Genomic DNA, 22373 nt, shown 5'->3' with positions numbered 1-22373 from the left:
GATTGTGCGGAGGCGGAGCCTCCAGGAGTTTGTGATGGAAATTATTTATGGAATCAATCCTGTGCTGGAAGCTATCCGTTCAGGCAGGCGTCCGCTGGAGGCGGTGCTGCTTGCGCGGGAGCGCGAAGAGGGCGGCAGATTCCGCGAGATTTTCAAGGAAGCTGCCAATCACGGAGTTTCCTGTAAGTTCGTTCCCCTCAAATCCCTGGACAGGATGGCTGAAGGCAAGAATCATCAAGGAGTTCTGGCCCAACTCGGCCTGGTCAATTACGAGGCCTGGGTAAATGCCCTGAAATGTCCCAATCTGGTGCTTTATGTAGATCGAGTGACAGACTGCGGCAACCTTGGTGCGATCCTGCGTTCTGCCGCGGCCTTTGGCGTGGACTGGGTGCTGCTTTCCCAGAAGGAAAGCGCCCCGGTGAATGACGTGGTTTTCAGGACCAGTGCAGGCGGCGCTGAATATCTCAGATTCGCCAGAGTGCCTTCAGCTTTGAAGATGCTGCGCAGATTCAAGGAAGAAGGATTTCTGACAATTGCGGCTGAAGCAGGCTGTCAGATATTTGATCCCAGAGCTGCAGCCGGCCGCAGAGTGCTGCTTCTGATCGGGGGCGAGGACCATGGAGTGCGGACCAGCCTGTTGAACGAATCTGACCTGATCGCATCCATCCCCATGAGCGGCAGGATCAATTCCCTGAATGTCTCGGTAGCTGCCGGAATTATGCTGAATCTGATAGTGAATGCTTCTAAAGTTTAGCGAATTTTTGTGGTGTGCAGCCAGATGTTTTACAATGACCTTGATTTGTGGCGGGTCCTGTCCTGGGACAACTTTTTTTCTCCTTCGCTTCGCTCAGTGCGCCAAAAAGTTATCCCTGGCCACCCCACTAAGATTCAGCGTATTATCTTGGAAAGTTTACCGAAATTAGTATGATGGAAACAGGATATGAAAATCGACCTTTTGACATATGAAATAGGCAGCACCACTACCAAGGTGCGGGCTTTCCATGACCTCGATAAAAATCCGGAATATCTCGGCATGGGTCAGGCTCCTACCACTGTCCTGGAAGGCGATGTTTCGCTGGGAATGGTGAATGCCCGGAGCATGCTGGAGCAGATCTTAGGAGCCGGGATCGAACCGTCCCTGGCCCTGGCCTCCTCCTCGGCAGCCGGAGGTCTGAAGATGACTGTGCACGGCCTGACCGAAGAGATGACTGTGCGGGCAGCAAAAGAAGCTTCGCTTGGCGCCGGAGCAGTGCTGCGGTATTACACGGTAGGGCAGATCACGGATTCGGATATCAGAAAAACTGTGTCCATAGCTCCGAATATAGTGCTGCTGGCCGGTGGAGTGGATTTCGGGGAGCGGTCGATTGTGCTGCAGATGGCGAAAAAGCTTGCAGAGTCGCCTCTAGGCTGTCCTTTTGTCTATGCCGGGAACAGGGCTCTGCAGGACGAGGTCAGGGACATCTTTGCCGTTATCGGGAAACAGGTGACTGTGACTGAAAATGTCTACCCTAAGGTGGATGTCCTGAACATGGAACCAGCCAGGGCTGTGATCCAGAAGGTCTTTTCCAGGCACATATTGCACGCTCCGGGCATGGAGAAGATTTCCGGCCTGGTATCAGGAGAGATACTGCCTGTTCCGCATTCTGTGATGAAGGGCCTGGAAATGCTCTCGGGACGCTTTTCAGACCTGATGGCTGTGGACATCGGCGGTGCCACAACAGATATCCATTCGATCACAGAAGGGGATCCCAGGTTCGCAGATCTCAGGTTGGAACCTGAGCCAAAGGCTAAGCGCACTGTGGAAGGCGACCTGGGAGTTTTTGTGAATGCCGGATCAGTCCTGGAACAGAGCGGGGACCCGCAGATAGAGTCGGATTTCCGGAATCTGTCCCCAATGCCGAAAACCGAGCCTGAAATCCGGCTTGCCGAGGAGCTTTCCTGGTACTGCCTGAAATGGGGGCTGGACCGGCATGCCGGCGAGATCAGCGATTATTACGGACCTACCGGAAAAAAGCAGCTGGTGCGCGGCAAGGACCTGACAGCAGTGAAGCTCGTGATCGGAACGGGCGGTGCGCTGACCCAGCTGCCTTTTGGCGAAAAACTGCTTCGCAAGGCTTTGATCAGGGAGCCCGTGAAAAAACTTCTGCCTCTTGATTCTGCGAAAATCATCATAGACAGGGAGTACATGCTCGGCAGCCTGGGCGTGATCGGGCATCACAGGCCGGAATGGGCGAGAGCCCTGGCCGGACGGTATTTCCCATCCTGAGTGTGCAGCAAGATATTAGGATTTCAGCTGATTTTAACTGAAGCTTCCAGAGCCTTTTCCACCTTTTCCCTGAGCGCTTTGAGATCGAAAGGTTTCAGCAGATAGTCGTTGGCCCGGATGATCGAGTAATTGTTCTTCAGGGCTTTCATCTCCACGCCTGTTATCAGGATCACGGGCAGGTCAGGGCTGAATTCGCGGATTCTGCCGCAGAGTTCGTAACCGTCGACTCCCGGCAGCTTGAGATCGATCAGCACAAGGTCAGGCTGATACAGTGAGCAGGTTTCCTGGATGTCGGAGCAGAAACTCTGCGGAATAACCTCATAATCTGCCTGCAGGGCCAGTTTGACAAGCGCCAGTATATCCCTGTCATCGTCGATGATCAGAATTTTTTTCTTCAATGTTCCTCCTGCCTTTAAATGTGAAACTGTTAGAGCATTTTTTGTGCCGATTCCTGCAGGAAAAGTGGAGCAGTTGAAAACCGGCAGAACCGAATGAATTATATAATAATACCATTATAAACCATAAGTGGTTTTAAAAAATGCTGTAAAATATTTTCCAGCGGTTCGTTATGATCATATTGATCAACCGGAGAATCCGGCTAAGCCTTGACATTGCTGGTTTTAATGGTTAATATGTAAAAAAAAGGTAGTGATAATAATAAAAGTATGGAGATTCTGAGCAACAAAGGCATTCCTGGAACTTCGGATATTCCCGGCAGCAGCATCGAACATCTGGCCGGTCTTTTCTACGCTGATATTCCTCTCGCCATTGCAGTCACTGATCTGATTACAGGAGAGGTGGTAGAGGCGAATCAGGCTGCTGCTTCCATGCTCGGCATGACCAGGGAAGAATTGATCGGCATGGCAAACTCAAAGCTGACTTGCGATGACGAAGAAAAAAGACAGATCCGCAACTTTGATCTTTTCCAGAAAGGTGAAATCGAGAATCGGAAACTGACACTTCAGAAGAAGACAGGGGAAAAAGTGGAGGTTCTCTGGAATGCCCATATCCTGCGCAGCCAGGGCAGGGACTTCATCGTCAACACAGGGATCGATATTACGGAAAGCCAGAAAATCAGCGGCAGACTGCTGGAAAGCGAGAACAAATTTTCCGCTGCCTTTCACGGGAATCCCCTGTCCATGTGCATCATGGACCTGCAGAAAGGTCTGCTGGTCGATGCCAACGCTCAGTTTTTCAAGCTGTTCGATTTGAAAAAAGAAGAGGCGATCGGCAGAAAAACGCAGGAACTGAGTATGTGGAACAATGATTCCAGGATGCGGTTCATGGAAGCCGTAACCAGGGCTGGATCAGTCGACAATGTGCCTGTGGAGTTCCAGACACTCTCGGGCAGAAAGATAGATACTTTGGTATCAGCAAGGATGCTGGAGATGCAGGAAGGAAAATTCCTGGTTTCATCAGCAGTTGATGTCACTGAGTACCGCAAAACCCAGGCCAAGCTCATGGATGCCCAGAAAATGGACTCGATCGGAGCGCTTGCCGCAGGCATTGCCCATGATTTCAACAACATGCTCGCCTGCGTATCCTGCAATGCGGAAAACATGCTGGACCAGGAGAAGGATTCAGACAGGAAGGAAAAGCTCTCTGATATCATGAAAGCCTCCGAACTTGCCTCAAATCTGATTGATAAGCTTCTGACTTTCGCCAGAACGAAAAAGAGCGAGCCAAAGCCGATCAATCTCAACAGCATAGTTCAGGATGTGTTAAGCCTGGGGAGAAGAACAGCGGGCAAGAAAATTTCAATTGAGTTCAGCGAGTCCGAAAATCTGCACATTCTGAAAGCAGACCCCTCCCAGATCAGCCAGGCGGTGATGAACCTGCTGGTGAATGCAGTGGAAGCTCTTCCCCAGGGCGGCACAGTAAAACTGAAAACAGAAAATGTTACGGTTACGGACGATACAACCCGCCCGGAACCGACCGGAGATTACGTTCTCCTGACTGTTTCAGATACAGGCCCTGGCCTTACCGAACAGGCCAGAGCCCATCTGTTCGAGCCATTCTTCACCACCAAGGAGAATACCAAGAAGCCCGGGACAGGGCTGGGACTGGCGATGCTGCACAGGATAGTCACAAACCACGGGGGCTTTGTGGAAGTGGAGTCTGTAAAAGACGCAGGTGCAGTCTTCAAAGTTTATCTTCCCTGTATCACACGCATCAACCAGGATGTCCATGTTCTGCGGCATGATTCTGTCAGGGGAAGTGCTGAAGTCGTGACCTCATCCCAACAGCCGTAATTTATGCAAATTGTTGCAGGAAAGAAATCGCTTCCATTCTGTTTGGGAGCAATAATGGAGTTAATGAAAGACAGAGAGGATGAAATATGAATATCTTTGGTCAGAGTCCGGATGATATTTTCAGCGATGTAGCGGTAAATGTTGTGCTCAACATGGTGGAATGGGGACTGCGCAGCCTGATGGAAAGTTTGCTGCATTTTATCTAAAATCAACTTGAATCGAGGAGGAAGAATGTTCAATTTATTTGGAGACCTGATTTCCGGTGGAGTCAAATTCATCCTGTTACTGGTGTTCCTGCCTTTGATCATCCTGGGCCTGATTGTAAAGGGTTTCCTGCTTCTTTTCTGTCTGCCCTTTATCATCGCTTTTTTTATTTTCAAGGTTATCTTTTCAGTGGCTGTCGGTCTTGCGACAGGCTTGATTTATTTTCTGGTATTTCTCCTGCTGGCTGCCGTGTTTTTCAAGATCATGATCATACTGCCGCTTTTAGCGATTTTGGCAGCAGGGCTTCTGATGCATGTGATATACAAGCTCGGACAGAGAAGCAGGAGAGTCTGAAAAACATCAAAGAGCAGTCAGAGGGAGATGTCTAACAGCTTTAAATGATTGCGACACAATCAATAGCAGCTGTCACACTTGACAATGAGCTGTTTTCTTATTATAATTAAACTAAGAGAGATAAGGCTTACTAGTTGATTTTTTCACCTTGGAGGCCTGTATGAAATGGATAGAAATCCCACTGCAGAAGAATGATTTTATGCTTGATCTCCCGATCTTTCTCTCCAGCACCTTTACAGATACTACACATGATTCTTCAGATCATCATGATGTTCCAAAAAATGATGATGGAGATTGAGAGCCGGTAGTTTATCCTGATTTGAAACCAATTTATTAAAAGCCTGAAATAATCAATTTCAGGCTTTTTTCATCTGCAGAAAAAAGTAGCGCATTTTATTCCGGGACATACCATCTTTCCGGATTATTGTAAAAACCAGCCACTCCCATTTCGATTCCTTTAATCCTTTTATTCACTGCAGCCATTGTATCTGCAGAAAAAAGAAAGATCCCTGGCAATTCCTCAGCTATTTTTCGATGAAACTGGTGGAAAAGAGCTGTCAATTTTTCCTGGTCAGAAGTCAGGAGAATTTCCTCAATAATCTTATCAATTTGACTGTTCTTCAGTCCGGAATAATTATAGCCGGTTCTGACATTTTTTTCAGGTATGCTCGAAGAATGCCAGTCACTGAACGGATTGGAATCTTCATCCTGTTTCCATCCTGTAAGCATTGCCTCGAAATTGTGGCTGTCAGCTTTAGCCAGGAACATTTGATTTTCACAGATGATCAGTTCTGCTTTAATTCCGATCTGTTTTAGATCTTCAATCACAAGCTTCGCTGAGTTTAAATAGCGGTAATTTTCTCCGGCAACAATCAATTGGAAGGCGAATTCCTTATTTCCGGATTCAAGGATTCCGTCATTATCATTATCTTTCCAGCCGGCCTCTGATAGAAGGCTTGATGCTTCTGCAGTGGAGTATTTCACAGGGAACACGGATTCATCATAAGTCCAGGAATTTCTCGGAAAGGGTCCGCTTATCTGCTGGCCGTAGCCGTACAAAACGTCTGAAATCATTCGCTGGACGTTTACCGCATGATTTATTGCTCTGCGGACTTTCAAATCCAGGAAAAGTGGATTGTCCAGGTTGAAGAGTATTAATGAAAATGACTGAGAAGAGGGCCAGTGGAAAACATTGAATTTTTCTTTGAATTGAATGGTATCGGCCTGTTTGACATAATAATCAACTTTCAAGTTCATCAAATCTATCTCACCATTGATCATCTGCAGAAATGCGGCAGACAGATCCGGTACAATTTTGAAAATGAACTGATTGAGGTAGGGACTGCCGTCAAAATATTCTTGATTGGCTTCCAAAACAATCTGAGTATTAGGTATCCATTCCACAAATCTGAAAGGACCGGTTCCGATAGGATGTCGATTCAGATGATCCAGGTCTGCCTGAACACAGATGTGTTTGGGAAGTATTCCCACTTTCCAGGCAGAGAGATTTAAATATGAGGCTTTGAAATAATCGATCTTGATTTTTAAGGGGCTTAGAGATTCAATTGTATCGATGTTCAGGAAAGGTTCTTTGGGGATTGAACTCAATTTCTGATCGCAGATCATCCTGGATGTGAAAATTACATCATCAATGCTGAAAGGGAATCCATCATGCCACTTGATGCCTGGTTTGATGGTAAAGGTAATCGATCTTTGATCATTTGATATTTCCCAGGTTCCAGCCAGGTCTGGAATCAGTTTGAGATCTTTATCGTATCTTACAAGCCCATTGTAAAGGACTCGAAACAGGTATTTGGAAATAGCATCATTGTAACAGATCGGATTCAATGACTCGGGCTGGTATTGCAGATGATAGATCACTTTATCGCCATAAGCAGGAGAAGTTGCCAGTTCTTTTACACTTGCGGGTGATTCAGCTTCTGCAGTTGAAGCCTGGATTACTGTTTCATCGGATGCTAGGGGAGGGTGGTCGGTTTTAACCGGTAGTTCCGCCGATGGCTCAGCTTTGCATCCTGCCAGAAATTGAGAAACAGCGATTAAGAATAAGAGGAAGGAAATTTTCAGCTTTTTCATGAAATCAGGATATCTTTTTTGGAACGCGTTTTCCATTTTTTGGCAAATTACCCTCATGAAGGCTCTCTAATTAGCTTGCGGACTGCGGCATCAGGTTATATAATTGTTACATCTGATAACGAATGGGGAGGGGCAATGAAAATCTGCATTTTTTTACTGATTCTGTTGCTGAATTTCATAGTGGCTGCAGCGGAAAACAGTAACTGCGAACTCTTGAATTTTCTGGGATATCAGGATGGAATCCGCAGCAGCAACCAGAAAAGCGCTTACACCGAGTATCTCAAGCTGGAAGAGATGTCCGGTTTCCTCCATGACTATTCTGAGACGCTGACTGAACGGGGTCCGAATCAAGCAGAAGCCGGCAAGCTTGCGGATGCGTACCAGGCCCTTTCCAGGAGACGGGTGGCTGCATCAGTCAGGCTGCTGGACACATGCCCAAAAGACAGATTCCTCCTCAAGCGGGGGACAGTAGTGCAACCGGACAATGCGATTTTTAACAGGTTTTTCGTGAATCTCGGTTATGACGACCCTGCTGAATTCCAAAAAAGGGTGAACAGCTGGATTTATTTTCTGGATCCATTTCAGCCGGGAAAGCCGGTGGTCCTGTTTGTGCACGGACATGGCGGGAGCGCGGCGAACTTTGACTTCATCAACCGCAACATCGACAAGACCCGCTTCCAGGCCTGGGCTTATTTCTACCCGAGCGGAGAGCCTGTCCGGGATACTGCCTACCGCCTTCTGACAGAGCTCAGAACCTGCAAGGAGAAATACCATTTCGGTGATATTTACATAGTGGCACACAGCCTCGGCGGAGTTGTTACCAGAACCATGCTTTCCATGGGACAGGAAGCCAACCCGATCCCCGGCTTGAAGGGAGTGCTGACAATCGCAAGCCCCAACAAGGGAATTGTGGCCACAGTCCCTTACGATGCTCTCTGCCAGCTGGTTTTCAACCATTTCGACCACTCGATCGAAGAACTGTATGTGAACAGCCCTCTTATGCAGCAGATGAACGGGCATCAGGTTCCAGGAGTCAGATTCATATCCTGCGTGGGGAATCACCCCAAAACCCCGAATTTCGAAGCAACCTCCAAACTGATTGGTGGAACAAACGACGGCCTGATCAGGCTGGAAAACGCTTCGATCTTTGAGAGCTGCGACTTTGTGGAAGATGAAGACCATGCCACGATCCTGCAATCACAGCGCGTGGTCCAGGCGATAAACTCGTTTTGATTAGTTTCCACAGAATAACCGCTGCAGCAGTAAAATGAAGCACAGGATATTCTCTGAGTATCTTCATTTTCTGCTGTCCAGGAAAGGGATTTTCAGCTGTCTGATTCTGCTGATGGTAATGAATCTGGTTCTGGATATGGCATCCCCTCTCCTGATCAAGGCGGTTCTGGATAAACTCAGTGCAGGGACTTCGGCAGAGTCATACAAGGAAGCTGCTGATTTCATTCTTAGATGCTGTCTGGCCCTTTTTGTGATCTATTTCCTGGGTCAATGCGTTTCCTTCGGAAAAGATTACTTATCCCTGATCCTGCAGACTGATTTCATCTTCTGCCTCAGGAGTAAATTCATCGGCAAGCTGTTTGATGTCAGCTTTGAACTCAACAGAAACAAAAATTTCAGCACTCTGGTCAGCCTTTTCGACACCGACATTTCAGCAGTCAGCACCCTCTGCCAGCAGTTCCTGTTCGGAGTGCTGATGAACTCGTTTCATCTTGCGGGCCTGGTGGCTTTCGTTTACTTTCTGAACTACAAGCTGGCAGTGATCGGTACTGCAGTCCTGATCCTCTACTTCCTGATCGTCAAACTCTCAGCGCGGAAGTTTGAGAGCACGTCCAGGCTTCTGCGGAGAGAGCGGATCAAGCTGAGCAGCCACATTTTCGAGCGGCTGGTCCGTGTCCTGAAAATCAAACTGCTGAGTCGAGAGAGTGTAGAATATTCTAATGTCGATAGGCGGTTTCATGTATTCAAGTCCAAGCTCTACCGTGTCTCAGGCTTTCAAATGCTGGTGGAACAGCTGAAAGAGTTTTCCGGTGTGATCGGCAATCTGCTGATCCTGCTTTTCGGATCTCTCTTTGTGCTTTCAGGCAGGATCACAATCGGGACACTGATCGCATTCAATAATTATTTTTCCAAGATCTATCAACCCGCTTCAGTGCTGTTCAACTTGAAACTGAACTATCACAAGACTCTGATTTCCTTCAAAAGGATCGATGAATTCCTGAGCAATCCCGACGAATCAGTTGAGGATGCGGAAAAACAGGACGCTGGATCGATCGAAGCTATTTCCATTCAAGGGCTGAGCTTTGAATTTATTGATGAACTTCCTCTGTTCACTGACCTTGATCTGGAAATCAGGAAAGGGGAAGTGATTGGCCTTACCGGACCCAATGGCTCGGGTAAGACCACTCTGGCCATGATCCTGACCGGATTCTACCTGGGCAGAATCTCGGGAGGGCGGATCCTGATCAACGGTGAAGATATAAAAACCATCAAACGCTCTGCCCTGCGCAAACGAATCTCTCTGATCCTGCAGCATCCTGACTTGTTTTCAGGCACCATCGGCAGCCTGCTTGAATCTGCACCGGCAGGCCGTGAAATAGCTGAATCCAGGTTGAAGAAGCTCGGCTTTTTCGATCTGATCGAAAACAAGGGAGAAAATTTTCGGATCGAGGAAGGAGGGAGGAATCTGTCGGGTGGCGAGCGGCAACGCATGTGCCTGATGGAATCAATCATTGCATCAGAAACCGAACGGGACATTTTTATTCTGGATGAAGTCGAATCCGCCCAGGACAAGGTCAACACTGAAAAAATCAAAGATGCAGTGGCTGAACTGAAAAAAAACGGAAAGACTGTCATCATCATCACACATGGGGATACATTTTCACAACTGCTGGATAAAAAGCTGGATTTCAGGAAAGTTCAGGAAAATCTTTCTCTGGAATGATATAATCTTAAACATCCGGGCGGCGTCTTCGTTTTACGCCGTCCGCCTATGAGCGGCTTTGAGAGCTGCTCTTTAGATACTGAATTGAGCTCTCTGGTGCATGGAAAACATGCGCCAGGAGCTCTTTTCCTGAATTTTGAGAAATATCAACCGGAGGTACAGATGCGCTGCTTTCTGCTGATCGTGCTCGCGTTTTCTTTCACCCTGCAGGCCTATGACGGCGAAACCAGGCTCTATCAGATGAAAAACGGCCTGAATGTAGTGCTGTCCGAAAACCACGCGATTCCCATGACAGCGATGCAGGCCTGGGTGCACGCCGGCTCGATCACAGAAGGAGCTAGACTGGGCAGCGGGTTGTCACATTATTTCGAACACATGCTTTTCAAGGGAACTCCACGCAGGAAGCCGGGAGAGATCGCAAGCACCATTCATGCCTGCGGCGGTGCCGACATGAATGCCTATACCGCGATGGAACGCACTGTCTATCATTTCACCATACTCAGTAAATACAATGACACTGGCCTGGACATACTTTCAGACATGCTGATGAACTCGGTTTTTGACCCTCTGGAAGCGAAAAAAGAGCAGCAGGTGATTGTCAAGGAAATCAACATGGTGGAAGACAACCCGCAGCGCAAACTGAATCAGACCATGCTGGAGTCGGCATATAAAGTCTTCCCATACCACTGCCCGATAGCAGGCTACGAGGAGTTGTTCAAGAAACTGACACGCGACGATATCCTGAATTATTACCACACCATGTATTCACCGTCTAATGTGGTAGTAGGGCTGGTTGGTGATTTTGAGATGGAGAAGATGCTCGAAAAGGTAGATCAGTATTTCGGCAGGTGGGAGAGAACTGTGGTGCCTCCGATTTCTCTTCCAGTGGAACCGAAGCAGGTCAATCACCGCTTTTTGGAAGTTGAAGGCGATATTCCCTATCCCAGCTTCTGCCTGGCCTATCATGCGGCATCGATGTATGAACCCGATCATTACGCGCTGGATGTACTGGCGGAAATCATGGGCGGCGGGGAAAGCTCCAGGCTGTATAAGCGCCTGGTGGACAAGGAGAAGATCGCCCATTCGGTAAGCGCTGAATCGATGTCCTGGCAGTATCCTGGATTGTTCTCGATCCAGGCCGACTGCGATTCTAAAAACTATTCACAGGTGAAAAATGAGATTCTGGACGAGGTCAACCGCCTGGTTTATGAAGACGTTACCGCAGAAGAACTGGGGAGGGTCAAGAATCAAGCTGCAGCGAGGGAGATCTATGCCAAGGAATCTCTGATGGGCCAGGGAATGAGGCTCAGCAACAGCTTTTTTTATACAGGCACACTTGACTTTGAAAAACGCAAACTGGAAGGCATCAAAACCGTGACTGCAGCGGACATCCGTCAGGTTGCAGGAAAATATCTCCGATTCGACAACCTGTCCATAGTATTGATGAATCCTAAAAAAGAGAAAAAAGAACTGCCTGAAACAATAGAAGTCAGTGCTGCGAAAACCCTGGAAGTAAAGAAAACCATTCTGGATAATGGAATGATTCTGCTGCTGCTTGAAGATAAAAAACTGCCTATCATTTCCGCGAGTGCTGCGTTCTTTGGGGGCAGCAGGCTGGAAGATGAGAAGAACAACGGAATTGGCGGAATCTGCTCTCAATTACTCACCAGGTCCACTGGAAAATATTCCAAGGAACAGATCCAGAATCTGGTTGAAGTTACTGGGGCGAGTCTTTCAGCTTCCTCGGGAAGCCAGTCTCTCACCGTCAACCTGAAAACCCTGTCCGAAAATTTCGACAGGATCTGGCCGGTTTTCGTTTCAGTGATCAGGGATAGTAAAATTAATGGCGTGGAATTCGAAAAAACCAGGGATCTGGCAGTTGCACAGCTGAGGATTTCCGAAAAAGACATCAACGACTGCTGTGACAACCTGTTCCGCAAGCTTGTGTTCAAGGGCAGTCCTTACAGACTCCCCTCAGGCGGCACAGCCGCTGGAGTTGAAAAACTCCTGCCTGAGTCCGCGGAAACATATTGCCGGAAGATCCTGACGCCTTCCAACATGGTGCTCTGCCTGGTCGGGGACTTCAAGGCAGATGAGATGGAGCTGAAGATCAGGAACGACTTCTCAGGATTTTCCGGAGAGAAGTTTGTCAGACCCTCAGAAATCGCAGCTGAAGCTCTTAATGGGAAGATGGAAGAGACGCAGCATCTGCCGGACAAGCGTCAATGCATCATCCGGATGGGTTTCAACACAGGCGTGAAGATCACTGACAGCGACAAGTATGTACTGGAAGTGATTTCGAATGTTTTGAGCGGCCTGGGCAGCAGATTGTTCGAGAATCTGCGCAGCAAGCTCTCCCTGGCCTACCATGTTTCCGCCTTCGAATTCAGCGGATATGACGCCGGCTCTTACACCTTCTATATCGCTACAGTGCCTGAAAAGAAAGATCTCGCATTGCAGAAAATGAAAGAGGAGATCGAACGGTTGAAGAAAGAACCTGTTCCAGCAGCCGAACTGGAGAAGGTCAAGAATAAGCTCCTTGGCAGCTATTCCAAGCGGAAGAATGGCACCCAGTATCTTGCCATGGACATGTCAGGCAATGAACTGTTGGGGCTTGGTTACAGGGAAATTCTGGCAGCTCCTGAAAAGATCATGGCTGTAACTGACCGGGACATAATCAGGGTTGTGAACAAGTACTTTGACATGGGGCATTACGCGATCGCAATCGCTGAGCCTTAAAGAGGCACGAGGCTCGGGGTTCGTGGTCCGGGGTAAGGGAAGTAATTCCTCCACGAACCTCGTATCCCGTAGCTTGAACCGTTATGTCTGAATTTTAGCAAAGACTCTCAGCAGTTCACTTTTCTTTAAAGGCTTGAAGAGGAAGTCCCTGGCGCCCGACTGAATGGCCTGTTCCACCAGCCGCTCCTCACCCGGAGCCGCCAGTACCACGAAATTCTGGCCCGGGTTGTCGCTCACGAATTCCAGGGCCTGCAGGCCTGAAAGTTCGCGGTCAAAGTCCAGTTCCAGAAAGACCCAGTTTTCCGCTTCGTTGAATTTGGGAAGTTTCTCAAGTTCGATCGTTTCGAAATTCATGTTTCCATGGAACAATTCGGCGATCTGGTTACGCACAAATGAACTGTCATCGATGATGTAGATCTTCATGGTTAAAAATAAAATCCTTTTGCTCTTAGCCCCGCTTCGCTCTGCGAAGCGGGATAAGATATTGTAACAAAATTCCTCACAGTAGTTCGGAATTTTTAACAATATCTAATAGTGAAAACTGCTCCCTCCTATAAACTCGCGCAGGATTGAGGTTGGAGGGATATCCGATTCATCCTCAAGTTCCCTGAAGAATTCCAGCAGCAGGATCAGTCTTTTAGCTTCTGAAAACATGTCTTCAGCTTCCGGGACCTGTTTCAACAGCGGATAGGCATACTTTTTCAGGACAGCCATTTCGTAAATTACCGAAGAATTGAACATCATGTCCGCATTTTCCTGATAAGGGAAGATGTTCTGGTCCTCGCCCTTGCGCACCGACTGCCAGCGTTTCAGAGTGTCGAGCGCGGTGTATCCGCGGTATTTCTGGTCGCGTACTATGCGGCGCAGCAGCCTGGTGTCTGTAGTGTGGATGCGGTTGAAATCGTCGATGGAAACCTGGGTCAGAGCGCTGATGTAAATCTTGAACTTGTTCTTCTGAGGGATGGACTGGGTGAGCAGGTCGTTCAGACCGTGAATGCCTTCAATGATGATCACCTGATTTTCTGCGACCCTCAGAGGTGTCCCTTCCTTCCTTTTGCAGCCTGCCTCGAAGTCGAATTTCGGTACTTCCACCACTTCACCCCTGATCAGTTCCACCAGGTGCTGGTTGAAGAGTTCCAGGTCCAGGGCATAGATGCTTTCAAAGTCATAATCCCCGTTCTCGTCCCTGGGAGTCTGGTCCCGGGCCAGGAAGTAATTATCCAGGGAAATCGGCATCGAATCGATTCCGTTCACGCGCAGGTGCACAGCCAGGCGCTTGGAGAAAGTGGTCTTTCCGGATGATGAGGGGCCTGCGATCAGCACCATCCGTACATCTTCGCGTTTCTGGGTGATCACGTCAGCGATCTGGGCGGTCTTTTTTTCGTGCAGAACTTCCAGAGTCTTGATGTAGTCATGGATCTTGCCGTTCTGGATGAATTCGTTCAGGCGTCCGATATTGTTGATCTTGAGGATGCGGCGCCAGTTCTTGCTCTCCTGGTAAATCTTGAAGAGCTTGCGGTAATGCTTGAGCGGGGATACCTGCAATGGGTTGCCCTGGTCCGGGAAAGATAGCACAATTCCGTCCTCGTATTTGCGCAGGGTGAATGTCTTGAGATAGCTCGTGTCAGGTATCAGCGGGCCTGTGTCCAGGTCGTAAAAATTACCGCAGGAATAGAGATCCACTGTATTGCCCGGAACGGTTTCCAGCAGACGCACCTTGTCGTTCAGGCCCTGACCAGCGAAAAGGCTGATCGCCTCCTTGCGTTCCATGGAGATACGGAGGAAGTCTTCCCGGTTTTCTATGATCTGCTGCATCCTGCTCTTAATGGTGTCGAGAACTTCGCTGTCCACAGGGATGTCGATTGAGATGTCGTAATAATAGTTGTTGCCGAGCGAATGTCCGATCGCGATCCGTCCGTTCCTGTACACGTCAAGGAAGGCGCGGCAGAGTAATAAATTAGCGCTCCTGCGGTATGTTTCCATGCCTTCAGGGGATTTGAGGCTCATGAATTTGACTTGCCCCGGATTTTTAACCGTGAAATGAAGATCCACCAGTTCATTGTTGAACTTGGCGACCAGCGGCTGGTAAGGGTTTTCTCCGTCAGCAGGGGGTGGAACCAGATCCAGCAGAGGACTGCCGCGATATACGGTAACTTCCTTGTTCAGATGGGGCCAGATTGTTACTTTCACCTGCTTCATTTTTTTCTCCGGATTTTATTTGTTGCGATAATTTATTCTATCTTTTACAACTTCGATTGTCCAGCATCCTTCAGATGAACATCCCAATCAAAAAGGCCGCTCAGAGGCGGCCTTGGATTGATTCGTGCCATAAGATGACTTACTGACTTAGCTCCGTCAATTTAAAACCAGGAGTCTGGGAAATGATTGCCAGCAGATCGTTCTTCACTTCCGAGTAGGTGACTGCAGCCAGGCCTCTTTCACCGGATAACTGCCTGGAAAGGGAGAGAAAGGCGGAAACAGACTTGTAATCATGGTTTTCAATCGCTACCGAGAGGTTGTCCAGAGCCAGGTCATGGAGAGATGCAGAGTCCATTCTGGCTTCATAGCTGATGTCTGAACTGCGGTCGGCGTGAGCCAGCTCTTTTTCTGAATACCTGAGTTCAGCCAGCCAGTCGCTCCAGATCCTGGTTTCGCCTGTGGGCTGGGGAGCCGGACCAACGCCTCCATAATAGGCTTTCAGGAATTTGACCCAGCTGGTGTCTTTGTTGAAGAGCAGGGATTCCACCTGCTGCTGGTAAGTGTCTTTGTCAGGCGGGAAATAGACGCAGAGGCCCAGGGAGTTCTTGTCTGCTTCGCCGAGTGTGGTGGATGCGAGCACTGCTTTATCAAAAGCTGCTTCAAACGTGCCGATCTGTCTCTTCAACGACTCGTCCTTGGAAGCGGTCTTGAGATTGGTCAGCCAGTGTTTGAGATCAGTATAGGATGGAGTATAGCTATGCGTATCTCCATATGTCTGACTGTTTTCGCGGGATTGCTTGATGGAATCTTTATGATCTGCGATCTTGGCTGTCAGAGCTTTGGCGATGCCGTCGACTGCATAGGCGAGTTCGGCTATCTTGGAATTGTCGATCGCGGATTTGGTCACTCCGCCATTCTGGTAAGTGGACTGGTGAGCTTCATAGTAAACCTTGAATTCGGAGACAATACCTTTAGAAAGATCGACGACACTAGGATTCCCGCTCACGATTTCGGCGATTTTGTCATACGGAATGCCGTCTACAGGTTCGGTGTCTTCTGAGAAAGTAACATATGAAGCGCAGTCCTTGAGCTGATATGCCACTTCGATCATGCCCATCAGGCAGGCGTCCATTTCCACCAGGTCAATGCTCTTGCCGATTACTGCTTTGGACTCGGTCAGAGCGATCCTCAGTTCCTCGTTGGTCAGGAAGTCATTGGATGTGTCGTCATAGCAGATGCCTCTGCCGGGTGTTCTTCTGGAATTTCTGTCATTGATGCCTCCGCCGTGATTCCAGAGCACAAGGCAGTATTTTTCGGCCGGATAATTCTGATGGCAATAACTGACGAACTTGACCAGTTCCTTGGGATCTCCCATGTTGATCTCTCCGCCTGACTGGAGGATTTTCGAGCTGATCGTGTTTTCATCCGAATCTTTGGTGACGAAATAGAGCTTTGATTTGGCGTTCGCCTCACCGGTGGCCGAGGTGTCGCTGCTGCCGGAATTATCGTATTCCACTACTATGTTGAGATTCGAACCTGACCCTACTTTTTCCAGGCGGTTGATGTCCTTGGGAGCCTGCGGGTCCAGGTTGTTGTCTGCACACATGTAGACCATGAAAGTCCACGGCTTTTTCTCGGCTGCGAACGAGACGATGGAAAGAGTCAGCAGAAGAATCAGCGCGATTTCCCTGCTGCAGTTCTTTGCACTGAATACATTTCTCATGATACCCCCCTCGAAATTACTGTGCGGCAGTACTCTCCGCTTATTTAAATTATCTGAGCAAGCAAGGGGAATCACAAGGGAAAGAATGCGGCATTGTGAGGCGACTGTTGAAAACCGCTCGTCTGCTGCGTTGTGTAGAGCCTCTTCAAATTTATTTGTTAGAGGCTCTCATGCCTTGCATCTGGCCATTTTTGAACAGCCTGAATTTTTGTTACTTACTCGATTTTGGCAAATTTTCCATATCATGCCGCTGAAACCCTTGTGGGGTGGCCAGGCGTAACTTATTTCTCGATCTGAGCCTTGCGAAGGAGAGAAAAAGTTATGCCAGGACAGGACCCGCCACAAATCAAGGTTTTTGAACAACCTATGGCTGCACACTACAAAAATTTGCCAAACTCAAGTATTTAAGTCGGATTGTTACAGCCCCATGATCGCCAGGGCATTGCTGATCTCAGAGACCATCAGATACTGGCCGTCCGCGTCCAGCGTCTTGGCGATTGCAAGCTGCGAACTTGAACTGTCCTTGTTTCCTGCATAAAAAAATGCCATGGACAGGAGAGCGTGAGCTTCAGGATTGGTGACTGACAAGCCGATTTCCGTGTTAAAAGTGAAGTTGGCGTTGAAAGTGCTGCCTCCCAATTGCTGCAGAGAACTGACGGCTTTATCGTTGTCTCCGGATTTGTTGCGAACCATATAGGCGATTCCAAGCAAGAGGTGTGCATCAAGCGGGATCCTGACTTCCGCGGTTACTGCATATTCCGGCGCAAAGGTAGTTGAATTCTTGTTGGTGATCTGCAGCAGGGAATTCACCAGCGAGTCGCTGCCGAGATCAAGGTTTCCCAGTTTGACGTCGCAATAAAGTGATCCTGTGGCAGCTTCCCTTTTCTGATAATCCGTAGAATTGCTGTTGTTTTTCGCGGCGTCGAATCCGGTTTTAGCTGAAGCGTAATTGGCATCTTTGAGCTTGTCCACAGAATAAGAGATCTGACCTGCCGGATCTGTGGGAAGGGTAACGGTAGTACCTCCACCGCCGCCGCCGCCTCCGCCTCCACTGGCGGTCGTGCTGCCCCCGCCTCCGCAACCGGTCAGAACAGTCATCAGATAAGTCAAGGCTATGATCGATAACCAGGCTATATTGCGCTTCATGAAATCCTCCTGAATCACTAAAATCACTAGTCACCTTTTCCTATTTATCGACCAAAGCCTTGAGATTTTTTAATGTTCAAAAAATGTAGCATGTCTGATATGATGATATGAAAATTTTCAGAGTTAGAAATCTGAGTTTTGTCAGACTTAAATAAATTGCTTAGGAGGCCGGATGAAGCATCTCATGATTAGCCTGCTCATTTTTGCCATGTGTGCCTGTGCTGAAGTGATTTCCACCAAAAACGGCGCTGAACTCACAGTTGACAAATTATCTTTCAGCAACAGCAGATTCCAGCTGGACACCGGAGAACTGGAACGGGATCAGGTCCAGAAGATTTATTTCACGAGGCAGGATAAGCAAACAGCCGGGGAAGTCGCCGCGATTGACGGAAAATCCTCATCAGAGCCGTTTGTGAAACCTTTTACCGGCAAGCTGGGAGACATCCAGGCGCTGGCTGCGGATGCCCTGGCTTTTCAGAAGAATTATCCGGATGTGGACTCGCTCGTGCTCAGAGACTGCGGGCAGAATCTGCTCTTTGAAAACGGCGAGAGAACTTATATCTACCACAGGGCAATGAAAATTCTCAAGGAAAACGCGATCCTCAACAATCTCCAGTTTTTCTGGGAAGAAGACCGCGACCGGATGACATTTTATCTGGTGCGCGTGATCAGCCCTGAGGGCAGCGTTCAATATCCGCAGAGCAGCGACATTTCAGTCTCCACTCCTGCCGACGAAGGCGCGGATTTCATCAGCCAGGGAAAAATGATCACTATCGCACTGCCCAAGGTCACAGTTGGTTCGATCATCGAATATATTTATGAAGAGTATACTTACAATCCGTTCAACAGGGATTTCTTCTTCCCTGCCTTTGGCTTTGAAGACAATGTCCCTGTCAGGCTCTCCAGCCTTGACGTAGTGATCCCTACAGACAAGGAACTTTACTGGGCTCCGCTGAACATGGACCGCGGCAGCGAACCCAGACGCCGTACCGATGAGCAGGGCAAGCATTTCTACTGGGAAGTCAGAAATTCGGCTCCAATCATCAATGAACCCAAGATGCCCGATTACTATGACATTGCCAAGCGCGTCAAATGTTCCACCATGAAGGACTGGAATGGTTATTTCGCCTGGGAGAAGAAGATGGCTGAGGAGCGCATGGTCCTGACTCCATTTCTGGAAGAGGAAACAAAGAAGATAATCTCCGGCTGCCAGACCCAGGAAGAGATGCTGGCCTCAATTTATCACTGGCTGCAGCAGAACATCCGCTATATCTCGATCAAGAGCGGAATCGCTTCAGGCATGAGCGGCCATCCCGCTGAAATGACCTTTAAAAACAAATTCGGCGACTGCATCGACAAGGCGATCCTGATGGCCACTATGCTGAAAGTCGCCGGGATCGAGGCCTATCCTGTCGCTCTCAACACTAAACCCGGGGCTGCCCGGGATCTCAGGATCCCGAATTTCGGGATCAACCATGCCATCAATGCGGTCTATCTGAACGGCACACGCCTGACACTGGATTCCACAGCCACTACCCAGCGCTATCCGACTTTCCGTGAGGACGATCAGGGCGTCTGGATCGAAAACTATTTCAAAGGTGAATTTTATAAGACGGAACTTCCTAAACCTTCGGACAACTGTTTCCGGAAGTACCAGATCATCACTGTTGACATGGATGAGAGTGCCAGGATCTATTATCGCACCAGTTATACCGGATCTTATGAGTCCGGTGCACGCGGCTACTGGATGTACCGCCGCGAAGACATGTGGGAAGATGAGCTGAGAAGCATGATCACCCAGGATTACCCGGATGCGAAACTGCTCAGATACAAGATCAGCAATGCCTTTGACATCAGCAAGCCTTTTTCGCGCGAACTGTATTGGAGCTGTCCTGAAGTGATGAAGAAATCCGGGAATTACCGGGTGATGGATTTCAAAAACAGCCAGGCCTTCGAAGAGACTTCGCTTCTCTGTCGCAGATATCCGATTTTATATAATTCGAGCTCGATGGAGAAATATGAATACCATGTTAAGCTGCCCTCGACCCTGAAGGTCAAGCAGTTACCGGAAAATGTCTCCCTCTCCAATAAATATGCTAATTTCTGGCAGGATTACAGGCTGACAAAAGGTGGATTCACTTTCAGCATGGCTCTGTCTTTCAAGGAAGATTTCGTGCCTGTCTCCGATTATCAGATGTACCGCGAATTCACCAAGAAAGTGGAGGACTGCTTCCAGAAAGTTGTCTTCCTTGAAGAAGTTGGAGGTGGCAAATGAGAAACATCCTTTTAGCTCTTCTGCTTGTTTTCGGGTTCTCTGCCTGTGCCGACCTGCTGATACTCAAGGACGGCAAGGAAATCAACGGCCGTTTAGTGGAGTACAGCAAGGGCGCGATCGTGTTCTGCGAGAGGGAAACCGGCAAGAACATCACGATCGAACAGGACAAGCTGACCAGGCTGGACCTTTTCCGCGAATACGAGGAAAAGGGTGTCTACAAGCCTGAAGAGATCAAGGATCAGCTGGTGAGAAAAGTGATTTCCCGCAAGGACTTCAAAGAATACGACCAGTATGATTATATCTGCTTCATGTCGGACACCACCATTACCTATAAGACCGACGGCGGAGCCGTTTTTTCCCATCATTTCCTGGGCAGGGTCAACAAAGAAGGCGGCAAGAGCATCGGGACCTTCTATCTCAACTATATCCCGGGCAGGTCGGATTTCACGATCAGGTACGCCCGCTCGATCACTGACGGCAGGATCACATATGCCAATGACTATGCAGTCACAGATACTTCCACTTATTCCTCTTATCCGCTTTATGAAAAAGCCAGGGAAGTCAAGGTGATCATCCCCAAGGTGGAGAGCGGATCTTTCGTGGAGTATTCCTATGAAGAGCGATATACTTCCAGGGACATCCTGGACAATCCTCAATGTTTTGTCGAATCCTTCACTTCGTCCGTACCGTATCTCAGCGCCAGAGTCCGCATCGAAGCTCCGGCAGGGCTCAAACTGAATCTGTCACTTCGGAATGCGGACAGGAATCTCCTGAAAAAGTCCGGCTCAGGCGCAGGAGTTGCATACAGTTTTGAAATGAAGAAAATCCCGCCTTACCAGGAAGAGGAAAACACACCGCCCGTTTCGGATGTATTTCCGACTCTGACCGTCTCGCCTGCCTATGACTATGCAGGGATCGCAGCAGCTCTCGCGGCAAAATATTCCGCCTGGGATAAAAGTTCCCCTGCCCTTAAATCAGCCTGCGAGACCATCACGGCTTCCGCAAAAAGCCGGGAAGAAAAGATTGCCGCACTCTACCAGTTCCTGACCAAGAATATAGTCACAGCCTGGGTCAGCCTCTCCAATACTCATTACTATCCGCTGGATCCGGCCGTCATTTACGAAAAGAAAATGGGCTCCAAAGTTGACAAGACGTTTCTGTTTCATGCTCTGCTTTCCGAACTTGGAGTGAAGAGCGACTTTCTGCTGCTCTCGGACCGCAATTCAGGTTCACTTGAGGTTTCTGTGCCGTGTGTCGAACAGTTCGGCAATCTTGGATTAAAGCTGGACAACGGCAAACTGATCTATGTCAATGACGACTCCATGACTATGGGTGATTTCCCGGGCGGCTGCCAGGGTTCTCCGGCTTTGTCGCTCGCGGAGCGGAAACTGGTCGACCTGCCTTATGTGCCTGCCAAGAGTTTCAGCACTTTCGACCTGAATCTGAACGAAAACGGAGATCTGAGAGCCTCTGTGACAGACAAATTCGAAGGCAGCACTCAGAATAATTACCGCAAGAATTATTATCTTTCAAAAAATGAACTGGATAAGGAGTGGGAGAAGAGTATCGCCAGAATCCATCCCAGGGCTGTACTCCAAAAATATGAATACCAGAATCTGGGAGATCTCACGAACAATCTGGGAATTTCTTACTCATTCAGTGCTTCTGAATACCCGAAGAGGGCAGGATCCATGCTGGCGTTCCAGCTTCCTGAATTCTATCTCTTTTCAGCCTCTGAAGTGGCCAGGGAACAGAGAGCTTACCCGATGTTTTTCCATGGTGTGACTGAGAGTCACTTTGTCTACCAGGTGAAGCTGCCCAAAGATTACGGACTGGCCTTTTGCCCGGAGAAGAGGAAGCTGAATTTCGGCGGCATGGAGTTTACAGCCTCATTCGATACAAGCAGCCGCAGTATTTTGAAAGTCAACCTGGATTTCAAGAGAGTCGGCGACACCTATCCGGCTTCTGAATACGCGAGTTACAAGAAGTTCATCGAAGACATCGTGAATTTCCAGGATGAGTGGATTCTGCTGGAGAAAAAATAAGAATTACCACGCAGGGGCGGTTCAAGGACCGCCCTCTCAACTATGAATGGTCTTACTTCAGGTGTTTTCTTAGAAAAGATGCGAATATTGCCACTGCGACAAGCAAGCCAAGCATTTCGA

Annotated in this window: 16 protein-coding genes; 10 read left to right on the top strand and 6 right to left on the bottom strand. The window is 48.7% G+C overall.

All coding sequences use genetic code 11. The features are described 5' to 3' along the window. Positions 1 to 754, top strand: a 754-nt coding sequence (gene rlmB, locus PHW04_01830) for a 23S rRNA (guanosine(2251)-2'-O)-methyltransferase RlmB (GenBank protein MDD2714613.1), incomplete at its 5' end; no start/stop codon positions are given. A 186-nt stretch (positions 755 to 940) separates the two neighbouring features. Further along, a complete protein-coding gene (locus PHW04_01825) occupies positions 941 to 2266 on the top strand; it encodes a glutamate mutase L (GenBank protein ID MDD2714612.1) in 1326 nt (441 codons plus the stop codon). A 23-nt stretch (positions 2267 to 2289) separates the two neighbouring features. Here the strand turns inward: PHW04_01825 and PHW04_01820 are convergent, their stop codons facing one another. Next, positions 2290 to 2664, bottom strand: coding sequence for a response regulator (locus PHW04_01820; protein MDD2714611.1), 375 nt, complete (start codon positions 2662 to 2664; stop codon positions 2290 to 2292). A 267-nt stretch (positions 2665 to 2931) separates the two neighbouring features. On the opposite strand from PHW04_01820, the gene PHW04_01815 reads away from it, so the two are divergent. The 3 genes from PHW04_01815 to PHW04_01805 all read left to right on the top strand — a co-directional run bounded on the left by PHW04_01815 (position 2932) and on the right by PHW04_01805 (position 5374). Continuing rightward, positions 2932 to 4518, top strand: a complete 1587-nt coding sequence (locus PHW04_01815) for a PAS domain S-box protein (GenBank protein MDD2714610.1) — start codon at positions 2932 to 2934, stop codon at positions 4516 to 4518. A gap of 231 nt (positions 4519 to 4749) precedes the next feature. Next, the gene (locus tag PHW04_01810; protein MDD2714609.1) at positions 4750 to 5076 is read left to right on the top strand and encodes a hypothetical protein; all 327 of its coding nucleotides are present in this window, start codon (positions 4750 to 4752) and stop codon (positions 5074 to 5076) included. A gap of 160 nt (positions 5077 to 5236) precedes the next feature. Beyond that, a complete protein-coding gene (locus PHW04_01805; GenBank protein ID MDD2714608.1) occupies positions 5237 to 5374 on the top strand; it encodes a hypothetical protein in 138 nt (45 codons plus the stop codon). Positions 5375 to 5469: 95 nt separating this feature from the next. Here PHW04_01805 and PHW04_01800 read toward each other — a convergent pair whose 3' ends face one another. Next, the gene (locus PHW04_01800; GenBank protein MDD2714607.1) at positions 5470 to 7170 is read right to left on the bottom strand and encodes an ABC transporter substrate-binding protein; all 1701 of its coding nucleotides are present in this window, start codon (positions 7168 to 7170) and stop codon (positions 5470 to 5472) included. A gap of 135 nt (positions 7171 to 7305) precedes the next feature. Here PHW04_01800 and PHW04_01795 point away from each other — a divergent pair, with 135 nt between their 5' ends. From PHW04_01795 to PHW04_01785, 3 genes are all read left to right on the top strand, one after another. After that, positions 7306 to 8403, top strand: a complete 1098-nt coding sequence (locus PHW04_01795) for a hypothetical protein (protein MDD2714606.1) — start codon at positions 7306 to 7308, stop codon at positions 8401 to 8403. Positions 8404 to 8437: 34 nt separating this feature from the next. Then, complete coding sequence (locus tag PHW04_01790; GenBank protein MDD2714605.1) at positions 8438 to 10126, top strand: ABC transporter ATP-binding protein; 1689 nt, start codon at positions 8438 to 8440, stop codon at positions 10124 to 10126. A 162-nt stretch (positions 10127 to 10288) separates the two neighbouring features. After that, complete coding sequence (locus PHW04_01785) at positions 10289 to 12865, top strand: pitrilysin family protein (GenBank protein MDD2714604.1); 2577 nt, start codon at positions 10289 to 10291, stop codon at positions 12863 to 12865. 81 nt (positions 12866 to 12946) lie between these two features. Here the strand turns inward: PHW04_01785 and PHW04_01780 are convergent, their stop codons facing one another. The 4 genes from PHW04_01780 to PHW04_01765 form a co-directional block, all read right to left on the bottom strand. After that, positions 12947 to 13288: a response regulator gene (locus tag PHW04_01780; protein MDD2714603.1), complete on the bottom strand. Its 342-nt coding sequence runs from the start codon at positions 13286 to 13288 to the stop codon at positions 12947 to 12949. Positions 13289 to 13393: 105 nt separating this feature from the next. Next, entirely contained in the window at positions 13394 to 15064 is a 1671-nt protein-coding gene (locus PHW04_01775; GenBank protein ID MDD2714602.1) for a nucleoside kinase, read from the bottom strand. Between the two features lie 139 nt (positions 15065 to 15203). Then, on the bottom strand, positions 15204 to 16787 hold the full coding sequence (locus tag PHW04_01770; protein ID MDD2714601.1) for a clostripain-related cysteine peptidase: 1584 nt from the start codon (positions 16785 to 16787) through the stop codon (positions 15204 to 15206). Between the two features lie 417 nt (positions 16788 to 17204). After that, positions 17205 to 17933, bottom strand: a complete 729-nt coding sequence (locus PHW04_01765) for a hypothetical protein (protein ID MDD2714600.1) — start codon at positions 17931 to 17933, stop codon at positions 17205 to 17207. Between the two features lie 172 nt (positions 17934 to 18105). On the opposite strand from PHW04_01765, the gene PHW04_01760 reads away from it, so the two are divergent. Together PHW04_01760 and PHW04_01755 are read left to right on the top strand one after the other, a co-directional pair. Beyond that, positions 18106 to 20208: a DUF3857 domain-containing transglutaminase family protein gene (locus PHW04_01760; protein ID MDD2714599.1), complete on the top strand. Its 2103-nt coding sequence runs from the start codon at positions 18106 to 18108 to the stop codon at positions 20206 to 20208. After that, the gene (locus PHW04_01755; GenBank protein MDD2714598.1) at positions 20205 to 22253 is read left to right on the top strand and encodes a DUF3857 domain-containing protein; all 2049 of its coding nucleotides are present in this window, start codon (positions 20205 to 20207) and stop codon (positions 22251 to 22253) included. Before PHW04_01760 ends, PHW04_01755 begins: the two co-directional genes overlap by 4 nt. Positions 22254 to 22373: the final 120 nt, after the last annotated feature.

It is taken from the genome of Candidatus Wallbacteria bacterium (genome assembly GCA_028687545.1).
Taxonomy (GTDB): Bacteria; Muiribacteriota; JAQTZZ01; order JAQTZZ01; family JAQTZZ01; genus JAQTZZ01.
This window is presented reverse-complemented; position numbering and strand designations above follow the sequence as displayed.

What these genes read in the sequence shown, in the direction of transcription:
- PHW04_01825 (MDD2714612.1), top strand. Translation starts at nt 941, where the DNA reads ATGAAAATCGACCTTTTGACATATGAAATAGGCAGCACCACTACCAAG.
- PHW04_01815 (MDD2714610.1), top strand. Translation starts at nt 2,932, where the DNA reads ATGGAGATTCTGAGCAACAAAGGCATTCCTGGAACTTCGGATATTCCC.
- PHW04_01810 (MDD2714609.1), top strand. Translation starts at nt 4,750, where the DNA reads ATGTTCAATTTATTTGGAGACCTGATTTCCGGTGGAGTCAAATTCATC.
- PHW04_01805 (MDD2714608.1), top strand. Translation starts at nt 5,237, where the DNA reads ATGAAATGGATAGAAATCCCACTGCAGAAGAATGATTTTATGCTTGAT.
- PHW04_01800 (MDD2714607.1), bottom strand. Translation starts at nt 7,170, where the DNA reads ATGAAAAAGCTGAAAATTTCCTTCCTCTTATTCTTAATCGCTGTTTCT.
- PHW04_01795 (MDD2714606.1), top strand. Translation starts at nt 7,306, where the DNA reads ATGAAAATCTGCATTTTTTTACTGATTCTGTTGCTGAATTTCATAGTG.
- PHW04_01790 (MDD2714605.1), top strand. Translation starts at nt 8,438, where the DNA reads ATGAAGCACAGGATATTCTCTGAGTATCTTCATTTTCTGCTGTCCAGG.
- PHW04_01785 (MDD2714604.1), top strand. Translation starts at nt 10,289, where the DNA reads ATGCGCTGCTTTCTGCTGATCGTGCTCGCGTTTTCTTTCACCCTGCAG.
- PHW04_01780 (MDD2714603.1), bottom strand. Translation starts at nt 13,288, where the DNA reads ATGAAGATCTACATCATCGATGACAGTTCATTTGTGCGTAACCAGATC.
- PHW04_01775 (MDD2714602.1), bottom strand. Translation starts at nt 15,064, where the DNA reads ATGAAGCAGGTGAAAGTAACAATCTGGCCCCATCTGAACAAGGAAGTT.
- PHW04_01770 (MDD2714601.1), bottom strand. Translation starts at nt 16,787, where the DNA reads ATGAGAAATGTATTCAGTGCAAAGAACTGCAGCAGGGAAATCGCGCTG.
- PHW04_01765 (MDD2714600.1), bottom strand. Translation starts at nt 17,933, where the DNA reads ATGAAGCGCAATATAGCCTGGTTATCGATCATAGCCTTGACTTATCTG.
- PHW04_01760 (MDD2714599.1), top strand. Translation starts at nt 18,106, where the DNA reads ATGAAGCATCTCATGATTAGCCTGCTCATTTTTGCCATGTGTGCCTGT.
- PHW04_01755 (MDD2714598.1), top strand. Translation starts at nt 20,205, where the DNA reads ATGAGAAACATCCTTTTAGCTCTTCTGCTTGTTTTCGGGTTCTCTGCC.